The following is a 20151-nucleotide window of genomic DNA, read 5'->3' as shown; positions in this document are numbered from 1 at the left end:
TGTTAGTTTAACAGGTCGACCGGCGCGACAGGCTTCCCCGGGCACCGCCGCCGCGAATCCGGTGGATCGCTAGAATCCCGGATGGATGCTCAGCGCCAGCAAGGCCGACAGCTGGCACAGCGGCCTGCCGGACTGTCGCCGCAGGACATTGAACGCGTCCTGCACGGCCTGCAGATCGCGCCGGCTGCCGGGTTCGCCGGCGATGACGCCCGCAGCCGCCAGGCGCGCCACGACGTCGCTGGTCACCAGGAAAGTGTCCTTGCCGACCAGGCGCAGGAAGCCGGCGGACGAACGCCCGCCCAGGCGGGCGCCGCGTTTGGCCAGCACGCGCCACAGGCCCACGATGTCGGCGACCGGCCAATCGGCGATGAAAGCGCCGAAACTGCCGCCCTGCTCCCGCCGGACATCCAGGATGAAGCGGGCGTTCAGGGGAATCGTCTGCAATTTGGCCCGGTGGCGGACCAGCCGCGCGTCTTGCAGATGGCGCTGGATATCCGCCTCGCTCAGCAAGGCCATGGCTTCGGGCGCAAAGCCGGAAAAGGCTTCCTCGAAGGCCGGCCATTTGGCGTCCACCACGGAATGCTGCATGCCCGCCTGGAACACCCGCCGGGTCATGGCGGACAGATAGCGGTCGTCCCCCATGTCCGCCAGCGCCTCGCTGGCCAGCGCCCGGGGCAGGAAAGCCTCCAGGGCGTCGTCGGACTCGAACCGCTTGCGCACGGTGTCGTAAAGCCACTGATACGTCAACGTCATGCCCGTTCCTCTCGATTCCCGGCGCCCCGGCGTGAGCGAGCCTCGTCAGTGTTCATGTTCCTGCAGCACCAGGTGCGCCATGCCGTCTTCGGTGGCGATGCCCACGCGCGCGCCGATCGGCAGCGTGGCCTTGACCTTGACATGGCCGAACGGCAGGCCGGTCACGACCGGGACCTTGACGGTCTTGCGCAGCCAGCTCACCACGGCGGGCAGATCGTAGCCATTGTCGTGCGCCGCCAGACGGTAGTCGGTGAAATGCCCCAGCACGATGGCATGCTGCTTCTGCAGCACGCCGGCATGCCACAGCTGCGTCAGCATGCGCTCGATGCGAAAGGGATGTTCGGCGATGTCCTCCAGGAACAGGATGCCGCCCTGGACGTCCGGCAGATAAGGCGTGCCGACCAGGGATGCCACCATGGCCAGGTTGCCGCCCCACAGGACGCCCCGCGCGTCGACCGGATCGGCGTCGGGGGACTCGAAGCTGAGGATCTCCAGTTCTCCGGACAGGGTTTCCTGGAACAGCGCCTGGGTCAGATCGTCCACGCTCTTGCCGCCGAAGTCGTGCAGGGCCGTGGGGCCGGCCAGGCTGACGGCTCCGGTTTGCGCCAGCAGGGCCAGGCTGAAGGCCGTGAAATCGCTCTGCCCGATGAAGGTCTTGCCGCTGTCGGCCACGGCCCGCCAGTCGATGAACGGCAGCAGGCGGCTGAGCCCGTAGCCGCCGCGCGTGGCCATGACCACCGGATGCTTCTGCTTCAGCGCCCGCTGGATGCAGGCCAGGCGCTGCTTGTCGGTGCCCGCGAAGCGCTCGTGCACGGCGCATGCCGTGCGATCGACCGTGACGCGATAGCCCATGGCCTTCAGGCGCTGGACCGACATTTCCAGCACGGCCGGATCGGGCACGGCGCCGGACGGCGAGATCAGGTAGATGCCGGATGGCGCCTCGTGATGATGGTGGTGCGCATGGGCATCGCCGTCCGGGCAGGCCCAGTGGGTATGCGCGGCATGATGGGCGTCCGCGCCCGTCGGGGCCGGCGCGGGCTGCGCGGCGCGGCCGTGTTCGGAGGATGCCGTGGCAAGAGAGGCTTTTTTCATGATCGATGAAGAAGGATGGGCAAGAGCGGCTGCCGGACGGCCGGCCTCCGGATGGACGACGGCCGCCGGGGCATTTCCCCGGCGGGCATCTCGCGCGGCCAGGCGCCGCGCGCGGAAAAAGGTGCGCAACAGTTCGCCGCAGGCATCGGCAAGTACGCCGCCGCGCACGGTGGCGTGATGATTCAGGCGCGGCTGGAGACTGAGATCCACCACCCCGCCGCAGGCGCCCGTCTTGGGGTCGGCGGCGCCGTAGACGATCTCCGCCAGCCGGGCATGGAACATGGCGCCCAGGCACATGGCGCAGGGTTCCAGCGTCACCACCAGGCGGGCGCCGCTCAGGCGGTAATTGTCCAGAAGGCGCGCGGCGGCCCGCAAGGCCACGACCTCGGCATGCGCCGTGGGATCGCGATCCAGGATGGTGCGGTTATGGCCGACGGCCAGCAGGCGGCCCCCGGCGTCCAGCACGACGGCCCCGACGGGGACCTCGCCCAGTTCCGCGGCCAGGCGGGCCTGGGCCAGCGCCAGGTCCATGGCGGCGACGTCATCCAGCACCCGCCCGGCATCGGCGTCCAGGGCGGCGGCCTTGCCCGGCGCCGGCCCGCCAAAGGGGCGTTCCGCGCTGGCCGCGGCGTCAGAGGCCGGCGACGGGCTCCGTCGGAGTCGGGCGCGATCAGCCACGGTAGGTCCGCGCCTTCAGCACGATCTTGGACGCCAGGCTTTCGACGGCGGCTTCCAGCAGTTGGTACAACTCGGCATCCTCTCCAAAGCGGGCATGGTTCAGGTTGGACACCCGCCCGTCCTCGATGAACCCCCAGGCGCGGCTGCGCTTTTCCTTGTGGCGCGGATCCCAGACGCCGAAGGCCACGCCGCCCGAACGGCGGATCAGGGAAAAGCACGGAATGTCGGTGTAGCCGTCGCCCACGAAGATCATCTGGTCGAAGGGTACGCGCAGCTTGTCGGCATCGACCTTGCGGTTGACCTCGAAGGGCTTGTTGCGGGATTCGGGCCCGATGATGCCTTTCTGGATATGGAACAGGTAGCGGGTCTTGTCCGTGAAGCTGACGATGCGGCGCGGGAAATCGATGGCGCCATCGGGACCGTAATGGAATTCGGAGGCCCAGATGTCGGCGAACTGTTCCGCGATCGGCGTGCTGCGCAGGACGTCGCCGATGCCGCTGGAAATCAGATAGAACTCCAGCTGCACGGTGGGATGCGCCTGATGCAGCCGCGCGCGCAGGCGGTCGAACAGCGTGGCGACCCCGTCGTGCAGGGGCAGCCTCCTGCCCCAGTCCCGCAGGCGTTCGCGGGTGATGCGGCCCTGCGGCCCGGCGCGGGACAGTTCCAGCATGCGATACAGGTAGGCGGGCACCGGGTCCCAATCCTGTTCGCTGAGCAAGGGGCCCACCTGGTCGCGCCAGAAGACGGCCGCGTCCACCCCCAGGTGCTGCAGGAAACCGGAAGTGCTGTCCGGCGCCAGGGTGTCGTCAAAATCGAAAACCAGGGCAATCACGTCGGCCATGATTCATTCCATCCGGTGTTCGGCCAGTTGCGCGAGAGAGGCCAGCGCGCCCGGCAAGGCGCCGGGCAGATCCTCGGCCAGCAGCCCCCAGCCCAGTCGATCGGCGGCCAGGCCGTGCAGCCAGACGGCGGCGCAGGCGGCCTCCCAGGCCGGCATGCCGGCGGCCAGCAGGCCCGCGATGCAGCCGGCCAGCACGTCCCCCGCTCCGGCCGTGGCCAGGGTGGGCGGCGCATTGTCGTTGATGGCGCAGCGCCCGTCCGCAGCGGCGATCACGGTGTCCGCGCCCTTGAGCACCAACACGGCGCCGCCGCGCCGCGCCGCCTCCCGCGCCCGCGACAACTTGTCGCCGGACTGCGGAAACAGCCGGGCGAATTCGCCTTCGTGCGGCGTCAGCACGCAGCGGGGATGCAAGGCATCGATCAGCGCATCGGGCTGGTCGGCGAAGACGCTGAGCGCATCCGCGTCCAGCACGCAGGGCCGCCCGGTCGCCAGCAGGCTCAGCACCTGCCGCCGGGCGACGGCCGAACGTCCCAGCCCGGGGCCGATCAGCAACGCGTTGCGCCGGGCGTCGGCCAGCGCGGAGTCCAGTCCGCCGTCCTCCGGCAGAGCTTCGACCATCACGGAGGTCAGCGCCGCCGCCTGGATGGCCCAGCCGCATGGCGGGACCGCCAGCGTCACCAGGCCGGCGCCGATGCGGGCCGCCGCCAGGCAGGCCAGGCGGCTGGCGCCCAGCATGACGCCGCCGCCGACCGTCAGCACGTGGCCGCGCCGGTATTTGTGGTCGCGCGCTCCCGGCCAGGGGAACTCCGGCAGCCACAGGTCGGGATCGTTGGCCCAGACCTGCGCGGCGATCGGCCCCAGCACGGCGGAGGGGATGCCGATGTCGGCGCAGCGCAGTTCGCCGCACAGCGCACGGCCGGGCAGCAGCACGTGTCCCGGCTTGCGGCGAAAGAAGGTGACGGTCAGGTCGGCCTGGATGGTGGCGCCCGGGCACTGGCCGGTGGCGCCGTCCAGGCCGGTGGGCACATCGACGGCGCAGACCGGCGCGGCCGCCGCATTCACCGCCCGGATCAGGGCGTCCAGCGCGGCGTCGGGCGCGCGGCTGAAGCCCGCCCCCAGCAGCGCGTCGACGATCAGCCCGGCGCCGTCCAGGAAGGCCGGGACGACGGATTCCACCGGCCCGGTCCAGCCCCCGGCCGCCCAGGCCGCATCGCCGCGCAAGGCGGCGGCATCCCCCATCAGGGCGACGCGCACCGGCCAGCCGGCCGCCTTGAGGCGTTGCGCCACGATGAAGCCGTCGCCGCCATTGTTGCCCGGACCGCACAACACCCGCACCGGCGCAGGAGCCCAGCGGCCCAGGATCGCCTGGGCGACGGCCTCGCCCGCCGCCGCCATCAGGCGCCGACCGCTGACGCCCGCAGCCATGGCCGCCTGATCGGCGGCCGCCATCTGGGCGGGGGTGAGCAGGACGCAAGCGTCGGCGGATCGCATGTTCATGCCGTCATTTTAGCGGCGCGGCGCCGATGAGCCATCCAAGTCGGCGCGGCTCATCAGGGATTCCAGACCCCGCCGGCGCGCCGGGTCGGGTGCCGGACGGCATGGTGGACGATGGACTCGTCATGCGGGAGCACCAGCGTCAGCGACTTCCGCGCGCGGGTGGCGCCGGTATAGAGCAGTTCGCGCGTCACGAGAGGCCCCGGGCGATCCGGCAGGACCAGCACCACGCGCTCGAACTCCGACCCCTGGGATTTATGCACCGTCAGGGCGTAGGCGGTTTCGGCATCCGCGAGGCGGGCGGGAGACACCCAGCGCACCGTGCCCTGCCGGGCGCCGGCGAAGGCCGCCCGCAGCCGGCCCTCCGGCCGTCCCGGCGCCGGAACGGACAACACCAGGCCCATGTCTCCATTGGCCAGGCCCAGCGCGGGAAGATTGCGGCGCACCAGCACGGGCTGCCCCGGATACCAGGGACCGGAGCCGGAGGGAATCAGGCCGGCGGACCGCAGGCGCGACTCGATGAGCTGATTCAGCCCCTGCACCCCCCAGGGTCCTTGACGGACGGCGCACAGGACCTGAAACCGCGCCTGGGTGCCCAGCAGATCCAGCGCCCAGCGATCCCAGTCCTCCTGCGGCGCCTGCGCGGCGGGCCGATGGGTCTGCATCCGGGTGAAGATCGCCGGATAGGCGGCATCGGCCAGGACGCCGGCATCGCGCAGCCAGGCATCCGCCCCCGCCGCATCGGCCGAAGCCACGCAGTCCAGGTCTTCCAGCCCCGCCTGCAGCAGGGCGCGGACCTCCGCGACCTGTCCCCGGTTGACGGCATGGGCGAAACGGCCGATGCCGCTTTCCTTGCCAAAGCGCATGCTGCGCCGCAGCATGATCACCGCCTGATCCAGAGGCGTGCCGTCCGGATCCGGACAGCGCAGGACGCCGGCCTCCACTCCCGACCGTCCCGGGTCCTCGGCGGCGGCCATCAGATCCTGGCCGCACAGAGCCGCCAGGCGTTCGCAGGTGGCCCGCGTGTAGTGGCCGCCTTCGGCGCGCGCGCAAAGTTCCCCCAGCACCGCGCCGGCCTCGACCGAGGCCAGTTGATCCTTGTCCCCCAGCAGCACCAGTTGCGCCGCGGCCGGCAGGGCCGAGAGGACGGCATCCGCCATCTCGATGTCCATCATCGAGGCTTCGTCGATCACCAGCACGTCCAGGTCCAGTGGACGGCCGGCATGATGGCTCATGCGCCGGGTGCCCGGCCGGCTGCCCAGCAGGCGATGCAGCGTCACCACCTGGGACGGCACGCAGTCCAGCGCGGCCCGCAGTTCCGGCCCGCCCTTGCCGGCCATGTCCTGCAGCTTGCCGGCGATGGACTCATTGAGGCGGGCGGCCGCCTTGCCCGTGGGCGCGGCCAGCCGGATGCGCAGCCCGCGCGCCAGGCCGCGGGCCTGGGCCAGGCCCTGCAGCACGGCCAGCAGGCGAACCACGGTCGTGGTCTTGCCGGTGCCCGGCCCGCCCGTGATGAGACCGAAACGCTGCCCCAGCATCACCGCGCAGGCCAGCTTCTGCCAATCCAGCGACGCGTTCTCTTCGGGCCGAAACAGGCGGTCCAGCCATTCCCGCGCCAGCGGCGGGTCCGCCAGCGCGTCCGTCGCCGCGCCCAGGCGCCCGGCGATGGCTTGGCGGATGCGTTCGCCGGCCCGCCAGTAGCGGGCCAGGTACAGGCGGGCGCCATGCAGCACCAGCGGCTCGTCGCCCCCGCCGTCGCCGACGAAGGGGGCCGCCTCCAGCTGCGCCAGGCACTCGTCCGGCGCCAGCGGCAGGCGGTCGGCCAGGGTCCGCAGGTCCAGGCAGGGATGGCCTTGAGCCAATTGGGCGCAGCACTGCATGGCCAGGCGCACCGCGACCTGCGGTGCGTCCGGGCATTGCTCAGCCAGCAGGCGGCCGAAGGCGACGTCCAGATCCTGGACGGTCTCCGCCTGTCCGTAGGAAAGCCATGCCGGCCACGCTGGGGATTGCTCACTCATGCCCGGCTCCCGCGAACAGGGCGTCCAGGGACTCGACCAGATCCTGCGGCGGACACAGGGACAGCAGCCCCTGCCCCGGCGCATCCTGGCCGCGCAGGAACAGGTAGACGGCCCCGCCCATATGGCGTCGATAGTCGTAATCGGGCAGCCGCAGGCGCAGTTGCCGGTGCAGGGCCAGCACGTACATCAGCATCTGCACGTCGTAGCGGGCGGCGCAGGCCGCCTGCCGCAGGGCCGGCGCGGCGTAGTCGGCCAGGCGCGGCCCCAGGTGATTGGATTTGTAATCGATCAGGTAATAGCGCTCGCCGACCTGGAAGCTCAGGTCGATGAAGCCCTTGAAAAGGCCGTTCAGGGCCTGCGCCGCCAGGGCCGGGCGCGGGACGCCCTGGAAAACGCCTTCGGTGATCCGGCGATCCAGTTCGGCGACGGACACCTGCCGCACCGGCAGCCAGAATTCCATTTCGGGCAGGCAGGCCTGCAGGCCGTCCAGCCGGATGCGCGGATCGCCCGGCAGCTGCGGCCGCCAGTCGGTCTGCGCGAAACGCGACAACCAGTCGTGCAGGACATCGATCTGCGATTCCCAGCCGCGCACGGCGCAACGGCGCGCGATCATGTCCCGCATCCCGTCCAGGTGGCGAAAGCGCCGCTGCGCCGCCCATTCCAGCAGGCCATGCAGGAACGTGCCGGCCTCGCTGCCCCGGGGAAAGCCGGACAGGCCCGCCGGCTCCGAAGCCGCATCCGCCAGGAAAGTCTGCTCCAGGCGGCCACCCTGCTCTTCCCGCAGCACGTCCTCCAGCGCCGTGTCCGGCGATCCATCCGACCGCCCGGCGGCGCGCGCGGGCCGGTCCGCCAGTTCCAGGGCGGAATAGCTGGCGATCCACCAGGGGTCGCCGACGACGAATCCCGACAGCCGCCGGGCGGGACCGATCTCGTCGGGCCGGGGCGATGCCGGCGCGACGGCGACATCCTCCGGCCAGCCGGCGGCCGCCGGCTCCGGATCCCAGGCGAACTGCTCCGGATGATCCGCGCAGCGCCGGTCCCAGGCCTGGCGCACGTCGCCGCCCAGCACGTGCGTCAGGCCGCTTTCGCGTCCGGTGTCGCCTAGCGCCAGCCAGACCGCATGCCGCGCGCGGGTCAGCGCCACATAGAGCTTGCGGGTCTCCTCACCCAGTTCCTCGCGCTGCGCCTGCCGCGCCTGCTCGGCGTCGAGCTGCAGCAGCCATTGCCGCCGCCCTTCCCAGTGCAGGGCCTGCGGCCCGGTCTTCGGTTTCGTGGAGCGGCCGCGACAGACGAACGGCAGGAACACCAGGGGGTATTCGAGGCCCTTGGATTTGTGGACCGTGACGACGCGCACCAGCGCCTCGTCGCTCTCCAGACGCAGGCGGCGGGCGCCTTCGGCATCGGCGTCGGCATCCAGGAATTCGCGCTGCCGCGCCAGATAATGCAGCAGCGCCTCTTCGCCATCCAGTTGCACGCTGGCCTGCTGCAGCAATTCGGCCAGATGCAGGCAATCGGTCAACTGGCGTTCGCCGGGCGCTCCCCGGGCCAGCAGACGCGACGGCACGGCGAAATCGTGCAGCAGCTGGCGCAGCATCGGCAGCACGCCGCGCTGCCGCCAGCGTCCGTGATAGAACTGGAACCGTTCCACCTGCTCGTCCCAGGCCCATTCGTCCTCGGCCAGCATCGCCAGTCGGGGGATGTCCAGCCCCAGCAAAGGCGCGGCCAGGGCCGCCCGGATGGCCTGCTCGTCGTCCGGGTGGGCGCAGGCGTTCAGGATGAAGCCCAGTTCCAGGGCTGTTTCCGATTCGTATACGGAACGCCGGTCGGACAGATAGACGCTGCGCACGCCCAGTTCCCTAAGGGCGTCCCGGATCAGGCCGGCCTCGTCCCGGCCATTGACCAGGATGGCCATGTCCGAAGGCCGGACGGCTCGCAGGTCTTTTCCGGACCGGAATCCGGCCTGCCCCTGCCGCCCCAGCCGCAGCCAGTCGGCCACCTTCCGGGCGCAGGCCTGCGCCGCCTGGGCGCAATAGGCGCCGACGCTCAGCGGCTCGTCGTCGCCTCCGATCCAGGCGGCCTGCAGGGCGGACGGCGCGCGGCCGGCGACCGTCCAGCGCTCATCCCGGCCCTGGGCCCGCACCGGATGAAAAGCGATGCTTTCCCCTTCCAGGCCGGTCGGAAAAACGGGCTCGCTGCCCTGCCGGTCGAAGCAATGATTGACCGCCCGCACCAATTCGCTTGCGGAGCGGTAATTGCAATCCAGGGTCTGGACCCGATCCCCGCAGGCCTGCGCCGCCTTCAGGTAGGTCTGCACGTCGGCGCCCCGGAAGCCATAGATGGCCTGCTTGGGATCGCCGATGAAGATCAGCGTCGTCTGAGGCTGCGGCGCCGCGACGCGGTAGATCCGGTCGAAGATGCGGTACTGGACGGGGTCCGTGTCCTGGAATTCGTCGATCAGCACCACGGGGAACTGCTGCCGCAAAGTCTGCGCCAGGGGCTCGCCCCGCGCGCCCCGCAGGGCGGCGTCCAGCCCGGTCAGCAGGCCGTCGAAACCCATGGCGGCGCGGCGGCTCAGGGTCTGCCGCAGGCGATCCGCCATCCAGGCCAGCGCATGCCGGCGCGCCGGCAGCTGCACGGTCGGCAGGTCCCGCAGGGCCTGCTTCAGTTGCAGCAAAGCCAGGCTGGCCGCCGGCGGTTCCGGCGCCGGGCCGTCTCCCTGCCAGCGCTCCCGCAAGCCCTCGGGCACGAGAGCGTCCCAGGCCGTCTTGCTGAGCGCCGGCTCGATCCGATCCGGCTGCGCGGCCCAGTCCCGCAAAGCCTGCAGCCAGTTGCCGCCATCGTTCGAGCGGATCCTGATCTGCTTGTCCCGGGACGCCAGCCAGGCCTGAAAGGCGTCCGCCTGCTCGGCCCAGGGCGCCTTCAGGACCTGCAGCGCGGCCAGGCGGTCGGCCCGCGCCCGGTCGCAGACCTGCGCCAGGGTCTCGTCCGAGGGCGGCGGCAGGCCTTCCTGGGTCAGCACGGGGGACAGGGACTGGTGCAGCGCATCCGGCGAGGCCCAGACCGCCAGCAGTTCACCCAGCGCCCGGTCGTCCAGCGCGGCGACGCAGGCCCGCCAGTAGTCCCAGGCGACCTGGCGCTTGGCCTCGTTCAGGTCGGTCAGCAGTTCCTGTTCGAACTGGCTGGCGCTGTCGAAAGCGTGTTCCTTCAGCACCCGGGCGCACCAGGCATGGATCGTGGAAATGGCCGCCTCGTCCATGGACTGCGCCGCCAGGTCCAGGGTGCGGGCGCAGGCCGGCCAGAGATCCTGCGGATAATCGGCCCGCAGCGCGTCCAGGAATGGGTCTTCCAGCGGCGCGACGGGATCGGATCCCGCGCCGCCGCCGGCGAAACCGGCCGCGGCTTCGGACAGTCGGCGGCGGATGCGGTCGCGCAATTCCTGGGCGGCCGCATCGGTGAAGGTCAGCACCAGGATCTGCCCCGGCAGCCGGGCCGCCTGGCCGCCATGCCCCAGCACCAGGCGCGCATACAGGGCCGCGATCGTCCAGGTCTTGCCGGTGCCGGCGCTGGCCTCGATCAGGTGGCTGCCCTGCAGCACGAAGCGCAGGGGGTCCACCTGGGGCGGTTCACGCGGCGTCAGAGACGCATCGACCATCATGCCGAACGCCTCCTGGAGGCGCGCTGGCGGGTATCCGGCAGGCTGTCGGACAGCGCGCCGTACAGCGCCCGCGCCAGGGTGAAGAACCGGCCGTCTCCGGCCAGGGACTCGAAATCGGGATGGCAGCGACGCAGATACAGGTCCCGCTCGACGGTCCGCGCATAGGCGTCCCGGGCCGCCTGCCAGGCCTCGCCGTCTTCCTGCGGATCGGCTCCCGAGCGCAGCCAGGCGCTCGCCGCGTTGATCTCCACCGGCAGCGCCGCCTGCAGGCCCAGCCGCCCGTACCGCAGCCAGTCCTGCCAGATCGCCCGAGCGGCATCCGCCGACAGGGGCGCGAAGCTCGCCTGGCCCTTGGGGCTGATCAGCAGCGTCGCCAGGGACCGCCCGCCCAGCGCGTGCGCCGCCACGTGTTCCACCCACGCCCCCAGCAGGGCCTTGAAGCGATAGCGGTTCTTGTCGTCGACCAGTTGGCTGGCCTGCAACAGCACGCGACACCAGTCGCCTCGATCATTGCGCCGCCAGCCGGCCAGAGTGTCCTCGAAGGCGCCGTCATCGCCCGTCGTCTGCAGCCGCAGCGGTTCCGCCAACTGGACGGGCCAGTTCTCGCAAGCCTGGGCGTAGGCCGCCAGCGGCTGGTCCAGGGTGCGGCGCAAGGCCTCGGCCGCCACGCGGCCCAGCGCCCCGTCCACCAGGTCGCCGCGGCGCCGCAGACGCTGCAGCCCCTGTTCGACGGCCTCTCCGATCCGGGCCGCCAGGACGTCCTGCCGGGCCTCCTGTTGCGCGATGCCGCTCTGCGCCGCCGCGGCCGCGTCCATCAATTCCTGGCATGCGCGCCAGCGTTCGAGCTGATCGAGCACGTAGGGTTCGTCCTCGTCGAGCGCCGAGACGGCGTCCCGGAAGCTGATCTGCAGGCGCTGCTGGAAGAAATGCCGAATGGGATGCGCCAGGAAGGCGCCGAGGCGACCCAGGGTCAGAGGCGCCTCGGAGGGCGCCGGCGGCGACAGGACCGTCGGCGCGTCCATCGGAGCCGGCGCCTGCCCGGCGGCCGACAGCTGCGCGGCGCGCCATTCGACGGCATAGGTGAACAGCCCCTGCGGACCCGGCGCCGGCTGCACGGGGAAATAACGCCGGCTGAAGGGCTGCAGGGGGTGGCGGCAGGTCAGCGCCTCGGCCAGCGACGGACTCTCGTCCGCGCTGCGCCACCCCCGGTCCAGGTGCTCGCGCAACTGGGCCACCAGCACCGACGGCGGCTGCTCGGCGTTGTCCTGGATGCTGTGGCCGACCCAGGAAATGCTCAGCTGTTCGCGCGCCGACAACAGGGCTTCCAGGAACAGATAGCGGTCGTCCTCGCGCCGCGACCGGTCGCCTGATCGGGGGTGGGTGGCCATGAGATCCATGTCGGACGGCGGCCGGATCCGGGGGAAAGCGCCATCCTGCATGCCCAGCAGGCAGACGCGGCGAAACGGGATGGCCCGCATCGGCATCAGCGTGGCGAAGGTCACGGCGCCGGCGAAGAAGCGCTGGGACAGGCCGCCCTGATCCAGCCATCCCAGGCAATGCTCGGCCGCGATGGCCGAGGGCAAGGGTTCCAGCAGATCGGCGGCCTGGCACTGCTGCAGCCAGTCCTGCAGGCCTTCGCGGAAACGGTTCAGGACCAGGGCGTCGGCATCCTGATCCGGCGTGAAGAAATCATCCAGCAGGGCCTGCAGGCAGCCGCCCCAGTGCGCCGGAGGAGCCGGTTCGCTCAGCCGCCGCCAGTAGTGGTCCAGGGTATCCAGGAAATGGGCCAGCCCGCCCAGGACGGCGGCCTGCAGCCCGGCGGGCTCGTCATACGGCTCGATGTCCCGCCAGGCGGGCGCGTCGGCGCCGGCCGCGTATCCCAGCAGCATGCGCCGCAGGCCGAAGTCCCAGGTATGGCGATGCGCCGCCTGCGGGCTCTGGTCCAGTTCGAACGCCGCCCGATGATCCGCATGCAGTCCCCAGCGGATCTGGGATTCCCGGGCCCAGACCTGCAGCAGGGGCAGATCCTCGGCGGCGATTCCGAAGCGCTGCCGCAAGGCGGGCACTTCCAGCCACTCCAGGACTTCGTTGATGCCCAGGCGCAGGCGCGGCAGCGACAGCAGCTGTTCCAGCACGATCACCAGCGGGTCGGCGCGGCGCGAGCTGCGATCCGCCAGCGCATACGGAATGTGGCGCCAGTCGCGCGGACCGTACAGGCCGAACACGGCCTGGATGTGCGGCGCATAGGCCTCGATGTCGGGCACCATCACGATGACGTCGCGCGGCTGCAGCGTGGGGTCGGCCTGGAAAGCCGCCAGCAGCTGGTCCTGCAGGATCTCGACCTCGCGCTGGGCGCTGTGGGCGACCTGGAAGCGGATGGACTCGTCGCGCAGGGGGTCCGCCGCCGGCCAGAGTTCACGGGTTTCGGACAGCGGCCGCAGGTCGCGGATGTCGTCCTGCAGCTGCGCCAGCAGACTCGCGCCCGGCACGGCCTCGAAGGCGTCGATGCGCCGGTGGAGGATCGCGAAATGCGGGTCCCAGCGGGCTCGCTGGGCGGGATCGTCGAAATCGTCGAGCATGCCGATGTAGTCGCGCCCCTGGCGCCCCCAGGACGCCAGCAACGGATGCGTCTGCTGGTGCAGGGCCGCGTCGTCCAGGACGTCGGGCATGCCCGGCCGGCGGGCCTGGCGGCGAAAGCGCGCCCGCAGCAGATCCCGGTCGCCCAGGATGTCCGCCCAGTAATGGGCGCAGGGATTATGGACGCAGACCAGGATCTGCACCCAGCGCGACAGGCCCGCCAGGGCCTCGAAGGTCTGGCGCGGCATGGCGGAAATGCCGAACACCAGGATGCGGCGCGGCAGGCCGGCGGGGCGATCCGCGGCATCGGCCGCCAGGACCTTGCTCATGAACGCTTCGTGGATGGCGGCGCGGCCGACGAAACCCGCGCCCCGCCCCGCCGCATCGCCGGCCCGGTCGCGCAGGTCGTCGAGCAGGGCGCGCCACAGGTGGGCCTGCCAGGCCTGCGTGGCCGGCAGTTCCGGCGCCTGGCCGCGGCCATCGGGCAGCGCGGCGCGGCCTTCGGACCAGGCCTGCAGCCAGTCGGCCCGGTAGACCTGGTACTGGTCGAACAGGTCCGCCAGCCGGCTCGCCAGCTGATGGCGCTTGCGCACGTCGGCGTCGTCGGCCAGGAACTGCTGCAGCACCGCATATTCGGGCCGGTCCAGCACGGCGGGCAACAGCCGCATCAGGCGCCAGACCAGGGCGTTCTTGTCCAGAGGGGAGTCCTCGGGCACGGCGCCGGCCCCCAGCACGCTGCGATAGGCCTGCCACATGAAACGCGAGGGCAGCAGGAAATCCAGGGCCGCCGCGACGCCGCCGTGCTCGTCCCGGGCCAGCGCCAGGCGCAGCCACTGGGCGATGCCGTTGCTGTGGACCAGCAGGCATTCGTTTTCCAGCGGGGCCAGCGGGCTGTGCCGCATCCAGGCCACCAGGACGTCGCGCAACTGTTCGGCCCGGTTGCCGTGCACCAGCACCAGGCCAGGCATCAGTTCCGCCGCCGATTCCCCCATTCGCACCTCCCGTCCTCAACAGCAGCATGATACGGGATCCGCGCCGCAAATCCAGCGGCGCGCCCGGGCCCCGGGCGGCAATTGAGGGTATCCTTGAGAGATTTCATACCGCATCACCCGAGGCTGTCCATGAGCGCTGTCCCCCCGATCCGTCCGGCCTACCAGACGGCATCATCCCAGGAAGAAATCCAGGCCAACCTGGCCGATATCCGACACAGGATCGACGCCGCCTGCGCCCGCGCGGGCCGCGATCCCGCCGACGTGCGCCTGCTGCCGGTCAGCAAGACGGTGGATGAATCCCGCATCCGCATGGCCTATGCGGCGGGCTGCCGGCTCCTGGGAGAAAACAAGGTGCAGGAAGCCTACGGCAAATGGGAAACCATGAACGACCTGACGGACCTGCGCTGGGCCGTCATCGGCCACCTGCAGACCAACAAGGCCAAATTCGTGGCCCGGTTCGCGCAGGAATTCCAGGCCCTGGACAATCTGCGCGTGGCCGAGGCCCTGGACCGCAGGCTGCAGGAAGAAGGCCGCAGCCTGGACGTCTTCGTGCAGGTGAACACCTCGAACGAGGACAGCAAATTCGGACTGGCTCCCGACCAGGTCCTGGATTTCGCCCGCGCCCTGCCCGCCTACGGCAGCTTGCGGGTGCGCGGCCTGATGACGCTGGCGCTGTTTTCCTCCGACGAGAGCCACGTGCGCCCCTGCTTCGTGCTGCTGCGCGATCTGCGCGACCGGCTGCGCCAGGACGCGCCCCAGGGCGACGCCTTCGCCGAACTGTCGATGGGCATGTCGGGAGACTTCGAATGGGCCATCGAGGAAGGCGCCACCACCGTGCGCGTGGGCCAGGCGATCTTCGGATCGCGGGCGCTGCCCGACAGCTACTATTGGCCCGAAGGCGCCCAGGCGAAATGAACCGCCGCGCGGGCGGCCGATCCGCGCCGCCCGGGGCCCCGCACCCGCACCCGCACCCACGCCCGGGCTCCGGGCGGATTCATACTTTTTTCACATTTCATCCACGGTTGCGCCGCAGTCCGTCCGTAATCTGTCTCCATCGCCGCACCACCCCGGTCCGGCTCATCAGAAGGACACCGATTATGACGATCCACGCTCCCCGCTCTCTTTCCGCCCTGGCCCTGGCCGCCGCCATCCTCGCCGCGCCGCTGGCCGCCAGCGCGGCCCCCGGCCCGCAAGCCGACGGCATGCGCGCCCATCAATGGGCCGGCCATCAAGGCCACCAGATGCGCGGACACCACGGCGACCGCTGGCTGCGCGGCCTGGACCTCAGCCAGGACCAGCAGGACCAGATCTTCAAGATCCGCCACGACCAGGAACAGGCCGTCTATGACCAGAAAAAGGCCCTGAAGGCCGCCGCCGGCACGCTGCGCGATCTGGGCCGCTCTGATTCCTTCGACGCCGCCAAGGCCAAGCAGGCCGCCGACGCCCTGGGTCAGGCCCAAGGCCAGCTGGCCCTGCTGCGGGCGCAGTCCATGGCGCAGATCCGCGCCGTGCTGACGCCGGAACAGCGCCAGCAACTGGCGGAACGCCATCAGCAGCGCAAGGACAAGGGCGAAGCCAAGATGACGAAATCCTGATCGTCCGCGCGCCGTTCCCGCTTCGCAGGCCCCTCCGGGGGCCTTTTCCTTATGGGCGGGCGCTCATCCGCTGAACAAAGTCCCCACCGACTGGAAATGCTTGCGGTAATAGGGACTATCCAGGGAATCGACGCGCACTTGTCCCCCCGAGGAAGGGGCATTGATGAACCGGCCATCCCCCAGGTAGATGCCCATGTGGGAATTGGGCTGGCCCAGCGTATTGAAGAACACCAGATCGCCCGGCTGCAGCCGGCTGCGGGAAACCGGCCGGCTCAGCTGTGCGATCTGGTCGGTGTTGTGCGGCAGCGCCGTATGCGTCGCCGTGGCGAACACGTATTTGACCAGGCCGCTGCAATCGAAACCCCGGGTGGGACGGGCGCTGCCGTAGCGATATTGGGTGTCCAGCAGGCTGAGCGCCGTCATCACGACTTCGGTGCGCTGGGCAGGATTGATCGGCGACAGCGTCCGGGCCGAGTGTCCGGGCCCGGCCGGCCCGGCGCAAGCCGCCAGGAGGGCGGCCAGCCCCGCTGCCAGCCACAGGCGCGCCGCAGCGGCCAGCCGCGCCATGGCGCGTTCCGGCGGGCGGAGCAACCCGATCATCCGCTGCTTAATGACAAAAATGTCCATGCTTATAATGTGGAGACATATAGGACACCCCATACGACACCGAGGAAGCAGCATGAATACACGCCACGGACCCAGGTCGGTCCCGGGATGGAAGTCCCTTCTGGCAGGTTGCCTGACTTTATCCGCCTTGTCCACTGCCCAGGCCGACGCACTGTTGGATCAGGGCAAAAAGATCTACACCCAGGGCATCGAAGGCGCCCCGGCCTGCCTGGCCTGTCACGGCGCGCAGGGCGAAGGCTCCGCAGCCGCCAATTTCCCCTACCTGGCGGGCCAGGGCGCTGCCTACCTGCGGGAACAACTGCAATCGCTGGCCGATGGCGGCCGGCAGAACGCCATCATGAAGCCGATCGCCTCGGCGCTCTCGGCCCAGCAGCGACAGGCCGTGACGGCCTATATCGTGTCCCTGCCTTCCCCCTGGGACCCGGCCAAGCTGTCCGCCCTGGCCCAGACCTACCCCGACGCCAAAGATGCCGGCGCCTGGCTGGCCAATCGCGGCGACTGGTCCAGGCAGGTGCCCGCCTGTACCCAGTGCCACGCCGCGGGCGGCGTGGGCGTGGGCGAACGCTTCCCCGCCATCGCCGGCCTGAGCAAGACCTACATCGTCGAACAATTCAAGCTCTGGCGCCAGGGGCAGCGTCCCGACGGGCCGGGCGAACTGATGGGCGGCATCGCCAAACGGCTGGACGACGCGCAGATCGAAGCCGTCGCCACGTATTTCGCCGGTCTGCCCCAGACCGCCTCCACCGGAGCCCAACCATGAAACCGACGTCTCTTTGCCTGCGGCTTGCAAGCGCTCTGGCCGGCGCCGCCATCCTGGCCTCCCAGCCCGCCCGCGCAGCCGACCCCGCGCCGCACTTCACGCCGCCGCCCGCCGATACGATCCCCGACGGGCCTTTCGGCGACGCCGTGCGGCGCGGCCAGGACATCTTCCTGCACACCGGGAAATTCGCCGGGGACTACGTCGGCAATTCCTTGAACTGCTCCAGCTGCCACATGGACGCGGGCCGCCAGGCCGACGCCTCTCCCTTGTGGGCCGCCTACGTGCTGTATCCCGCGTACCGCTCGAAGAACGGACACGTCAACACGCTGGCCGAACGCCTGCAAGGCTGCTTCCAGTACAGCATGAACGGCAAGATGCCGCCGGCGGACAGCGACACCATCGTCGACCTGGAAAGCTATATGTACTGGATGGCCCAGGGCGCCCCCACCGGGGTCAAGCTGGCCGGACAGGGCTTCCCCGCGCTGGCCGAGCCGGCCCAGCCGGCGGACTATGTGCGCGGCCAGAAAGTCTTCGAAGAGCAGTGCGCCCTGTGCCACGGCGCGCAAGGACAAGGCCAGCACGACGCCACCGGCCGCATGGTGTTCCCCGCCCTGTGGGGGGACGATTCCTTCAACTGGGGCGCCGGCATGCATTCCGTCAGCACGGCGGCCGCCTTCATCCACGCCAACATGCCGCTCAGCCGGGGCGGCAGCCTCAACGAACAGCAGGCCTGGGACGTGGCGTATTTCATGAATGCCCACGAACGTCCCCAGGACCCGCGCTACAAGGGCGACCTGCAGGCCACGATCAAGGACCATCACGGCGGCAAGAACGACCTGTACGGCAAGAAGATCAACGGCACAGTGCTGGGATCGGAATCGACGCCGCCCGGCGGACGCCTGACGGGCCACGGCGCCAAAGCCCGGTAATCGGGAACCCGGCAAAGCCCCGGACCGCCATCCGGGGCTTTGCGGCGTCACGAGGCGCCGACGGGCAGGTCCAGACGATACCCGACTCCGTACACGGAGCGGATCAGATCGTCGTCGGGGCGCACCTCGGCCAGCTTGCGGCGCAGATTCTTCACATGGCTGTCCACGGTGCGGTCGGTGACCACCCGATGATCGTCATACAGGCCGTCCAGCACCTGGTCGCGGGTGAAGATCCGGCCCGGCTGGCTGGCCAGCAGGGCCAGCAGCCGGAATTCGACCGGCGTCAGATCCAGGGCCACGCCGTCCAGGCTCGCCTGCCAGGCGTCGGCCTGGATCACCAGCCCCGAAGCCGACGTCGCGGCGGGCGCCGGCGCCTCGAAGCGCCGCAGCACGGCCCGCACCCGGGCCACGACCTCGCGGGGGCTGTAGGGCTTGCAGATGTAGTCGTCGGCCCCCAGCTCCAGGCCCAGCAGGCGGTCGATTTCCTCGGTGCGGGCCGTCACCATGATCACCGGGATGCGGGTCTTCGCCCGGATGTCGCGGCAGACATCCAGGCCGTCGCGCCCCGGCAGCATCAGGTCCAGCAGCACCAGATCGGGCGCCCATTCCGCCACCACGTCCATGACCCGCAGGCCGTCGTCCACCCAGCGGACGGCATAGCCGGCCGCTTCCAGGTACGTGCGCAGGACCTCGGCCAGCTTGGGTTCGTCTTCGACGACAAGAATGTTCATGCGGTTTCCTCGTTCATGTCATTGGCCGGCCAGACCGCCTGGATGGACAGGCCTCCCAGGTCGGATGCCGACGCGCTGATCCGTCCGTCGTGCGCCTGCACGATATGGCGGCAGATCGCCAGCCCCAGGCCGGCGCCGCCATGCTGGCGGCTGCGCGAGGCCTCCGCCCGGTACAGACGTTCGAACAGACGAGGCAGGTGTTCGGGGCCGACGCCGGGCGCCGTATCCGCGACCTCCAGCAGCAGATCGCCATCCCGGCGGACGGCGCGCACCCGCACCCGGCCCGGGCTGTCGGTATAGCGCAGGCTGTTTTCCAGAAGATTGCCCACCAGCTGGGACAGGCGCCGCACGTCGCCCTGCATGGTCAGCCCCGGCGCCACCTGCACGTCCAGCGTCAGGCCATGGCGGTCGAAACGATCCCGCACGGCGTCCACGGCCTGAATGACCACCGCGCTCAGATCCACGGTGTCCATGTGATACGTCAGGGCTCCGGCATCGGCCAGCGACAGTTCGTACAGATCGTTGATCAGGCCGCTCAGATGCGCGACTTCGTGCGCCAGCGAAGACAGCGCCGCCTGATCCAGAGGCCGCAGGCCGTCCTGCAGCGCCTCGATCTCGCCGCGCAGCACCGCCAGCGGCGTGCGCAATTCGTGCGAGACGTCGGCCATCAATTCGCGCCGCCATCGCTCATGGCGCTCCAGGCTATGGGCCAGGCGGTTGAAATCCCGCGCCAGCCGGCCCAGTTCGTCCAGCGCCCCCACCCGCACCCGCGTCCGGTAATCGCCGCTGGCCAGCCGGTGCGTGGCCTGGGCCAGGCGGCGCACCGGCACCAGCAGGATCCGGGCCAGCAGCAGGCTGACCAGGGCCGCCAGCAGCACGGACAGGCCGACGATCACCCAGGTCGCCCGCAGTTGCCGGGACTGGAACCGCTGATCGATGTCGTCATTCACCACGCGGGGCATGAGCGGCGGCGCCAGCAGCCACCCCACGGTGCGCCCCTGGGCCTCGATCGGGACGCGGCGCAGGCCGCGGGCATCGGCATCGGTCGGCACCCGGGGCCCCGCCAGCCAGTCGCCCTGGCCGTCCACCAGCGTCACCCGCAGCGGCGGGCCTCCGTGGCCGCGGTCCTCGGGCAGGTCGCGCCGCGACAGCCGCAAGCTGCGCCACCAGCGGTCTCGCCGGTCCGACAGGAATTCCCAGCTGCCGGATTCCGTATAGTCCGTCGCCAGCAACTGGGCCAGCGCCTCCAGGCGCTGATGCTCGCGCTCCTGGACGTAATCGTCGAAACCGCTGTCGAAACTGACCCGCACCGCGACCCCCATGGCCAGCGCCACGGCGATGCACGTCGCCAGGATCGCCAGAAACAACTTGAAGGTGATACTGGATCGCACTGATTTCTCCGTTCATCC

Annotated in this window: 14 protein-coding genes and 1 pseudogene; 4 read left to right on the top strand and 11 right to left on the bottom strand. The window is 70.5% G+C overall.

The window, feature by feature from the left end:
- Nucleotides 1-69: 69 nt before the first annotated feature.
- The 8 genes and pseudogenes from Q0263_RS10845 to recC all read right to left on the bottom strand — a co-directional run bounded on the left by Q0263_RS10845 (nt 70) and on the right by recC (nt 14100).
- Nucleotides 70-753 carry a DNA-3-methyladenine glycosylase I gene (locus tag Q0263_RS10845; protein WP_298015866.1) on the bottom strand — a complete coding sequence of 228 codons (684 nt, stop codon included), beginning with the start codon at nt 751-753 and terminating at the stop codon, nt 70-72.
- A 45-nt stretch (nt 754-798) separates the two neighbouring features.
- On the bottom strand, nt 799-1680 hold the full coding sequence (locus Q0263_RS10840; protein ID WP_298019033.1) for an LD-carboxypeptidase: 882 nt from the start codon (nt 1678-1680) through the stop codon (nt 799-801).
- 258 nt (nt 1681-1938) lie between these two features.
- Nucleotides 1939-2376 (bottom strand): annotated as a pseudogene (gene tadA, locus Q0263_RS10835) (tRNA adenosine(34) deaminase TadA); the annotation flags it as partial.
- Between the two features lie 139 nt (nt 2377-2515).
- A complete protein-coding gene (locus Q0263_RS10830) occupies nt 2516-3364 on the bottom strand; it encodes an HAD family hydrolase (protein ID WP_298015864.1) in 849 nt (282 codons plus the stop codon).
- A 3-nt stretch (nt 3365-3367) separates the two neighbouring features.
- Nucleotides 3368-4861, bottom strand: a complete 1494-nt coding sequence (locus tag Q0263_RS10825; protein WP_298015862.1) for an NAD(P)H-hydrate dehydratase — start codon at nt 4859-4861, stop codon at nt 3368-3370.
- A 53-nt stretch (nt 4862-4914) separates the two neighbouring features.
- Complete coding sequence (gene recD / locus Q0263_RS10820) at nt 4915-6876, bottom strand: exodeoxyribonuclease V subunit alpha (protein ID WP_298015860.1); 1962 nt, start codon at nt 6874-6876, stop codon at nt 4915-4917.
- On the bottom strand, nt 6869-10531 hold the full coding sequence (gene recB / locus Q0263_RS10815) for an exodeoxyribonuclease V subunit beta (RefSeq protein ID WP_298015858.1): 3663 nt from the start codon (nt 10529-10531) through the stop codon (nt 6869-6871). The genes recD and recB overlap by 8 nt, the downstream gene beginning before the upstream one ends.
- Complete coding sequence (recC, locus tag Q0263_RS10810) at nt 10528-14100, bottom strand: exodeoxyribonuclease V subunit gamma (protein WP_298015856.1); 3573 nt, start codon at nt 14098-14100, stop codon at nt 10528-10530. The genes recB and recC overlap by 4 nt, the downstream gene beginning before the upstream one ends.
- A 129-nt stretch (nt 14101-14229) precedes the next feature.
- Between recC and Q0263_RS10805 the strand changes: the two genes are divergently transcribed.
- Both Q0263_RS10805 and Q0263_RS10800 read left to right on the top strand, forming a co-directional pair.
- Nucleotides 14230-15015, top strand: a complete 786-nt coding sequence (locus tag Q0263_RS10805; protein WP_298015854.1) for a YggS family pyridoxal phosphate-dependent enzyme — start codon at nt 14230-14232, stop codon at nt 15013-15015.
- 182 nt (nt 15016-15197) lie between these two features.
- Nucleotides 15198-15695: a Spy/CpxP family protein refolding chaperone gene (locus Q0263_RS10800; RefSeq protein WP_298015851.1), complete on the top strand. Its 498-nt coding sequence runs from the start codon at nt 15198-15200 to the stop codon at nt 15693-15695.
- 63 nt (nt 15696-15758) lie between these two features.
- On the opposite strand, the gene Q0263_RS10795 is transcribed toward Q0263_RS10800, so the two are convergent.
- Nucleotides 15759-16295 (bottom strand): C40 family peptidase, encoded by a 537-nt coding sequence (locus Q0263_RS10795; RefSeq protein ID WP_298015849.1) that lies wholly within the window; start codon nt 16293-16295, stop codon nt 15759-15761.
- Between the two features lie 154 nt (nt 16296-16449).
- Between Q0263_RS10795 and Q0263_RS10790 the strand changes: the two genes are divergently transcribed.
- Nucleotides 16450-17082 carry a c-type cytochrome gene (locus tag Q0263_RS10790; RefSeq protein WP_298015847.1) on the top strand — a complete coding sequence of 211 codons (633 nt, stop codon included), beginning with the start codon at nt 16450-16452 and terminating at the stop codon, nt 17080-17082.
- Nucleotides 17079-18011, top strand: coding sequence for a c-type cytochrome (locus Q0263_RS10785; RefSeq protein WP_298015845.1), 933 nt, complete (start codon nt 17079-17081; stop codon nt 18009-18011). The genes Q0263_RS10790 and Q0263_RS10785 overlap by 4 nt, the downstream gene beginning before the upstream one ends.
- Nucleotides 18012-18058: 47 nt before the next feature.
- Here the strand turns inward: Q0263_RS10785 and Q0263_RS10780 are convergent, their stop codons facing one another.
- Together Q0263_RS10780 and Q0263_RS10775 are read right to left on the bottom strand one after the other, a co-directional pair.
- A complete protein-coding gene (locus Q0263_RS10780) occupies nt 18059-18742 on the bottom strand; it encodes a response regulator (RefSeq protein WP_298015843.1) in 684 nt (227 codons plus the stop codon).
- Entirely contained in the window at nt 18739-20133 is a 1395-nt protein-coding gene (locus tag Q0263_RS10775) for an ATP-binding protein (RefSeq protein ID WP_298015841.1), read from the bottom strand. Before Q0263_RS10775 ends, Q0263_RS10780 begins: the two co-directional genes overlap by 4 nt.
- Nucleotides 20134-20151: the final 18 nt, after the last annotated feature.

Source organism: uncultured Castellaniella sp. (genome assembly GCF_937988725.1).
Classification (GTDB): Bacteria; Pseudomonadota; Gammaproteobacteria; order Burkholderiales; family Burkholderiaceae_B; genus Castellaniella.
Note: the sequence above shows the minus strand (reverse complement) of the source record. Positions and strands in the feature narration are given on the sequence as shown.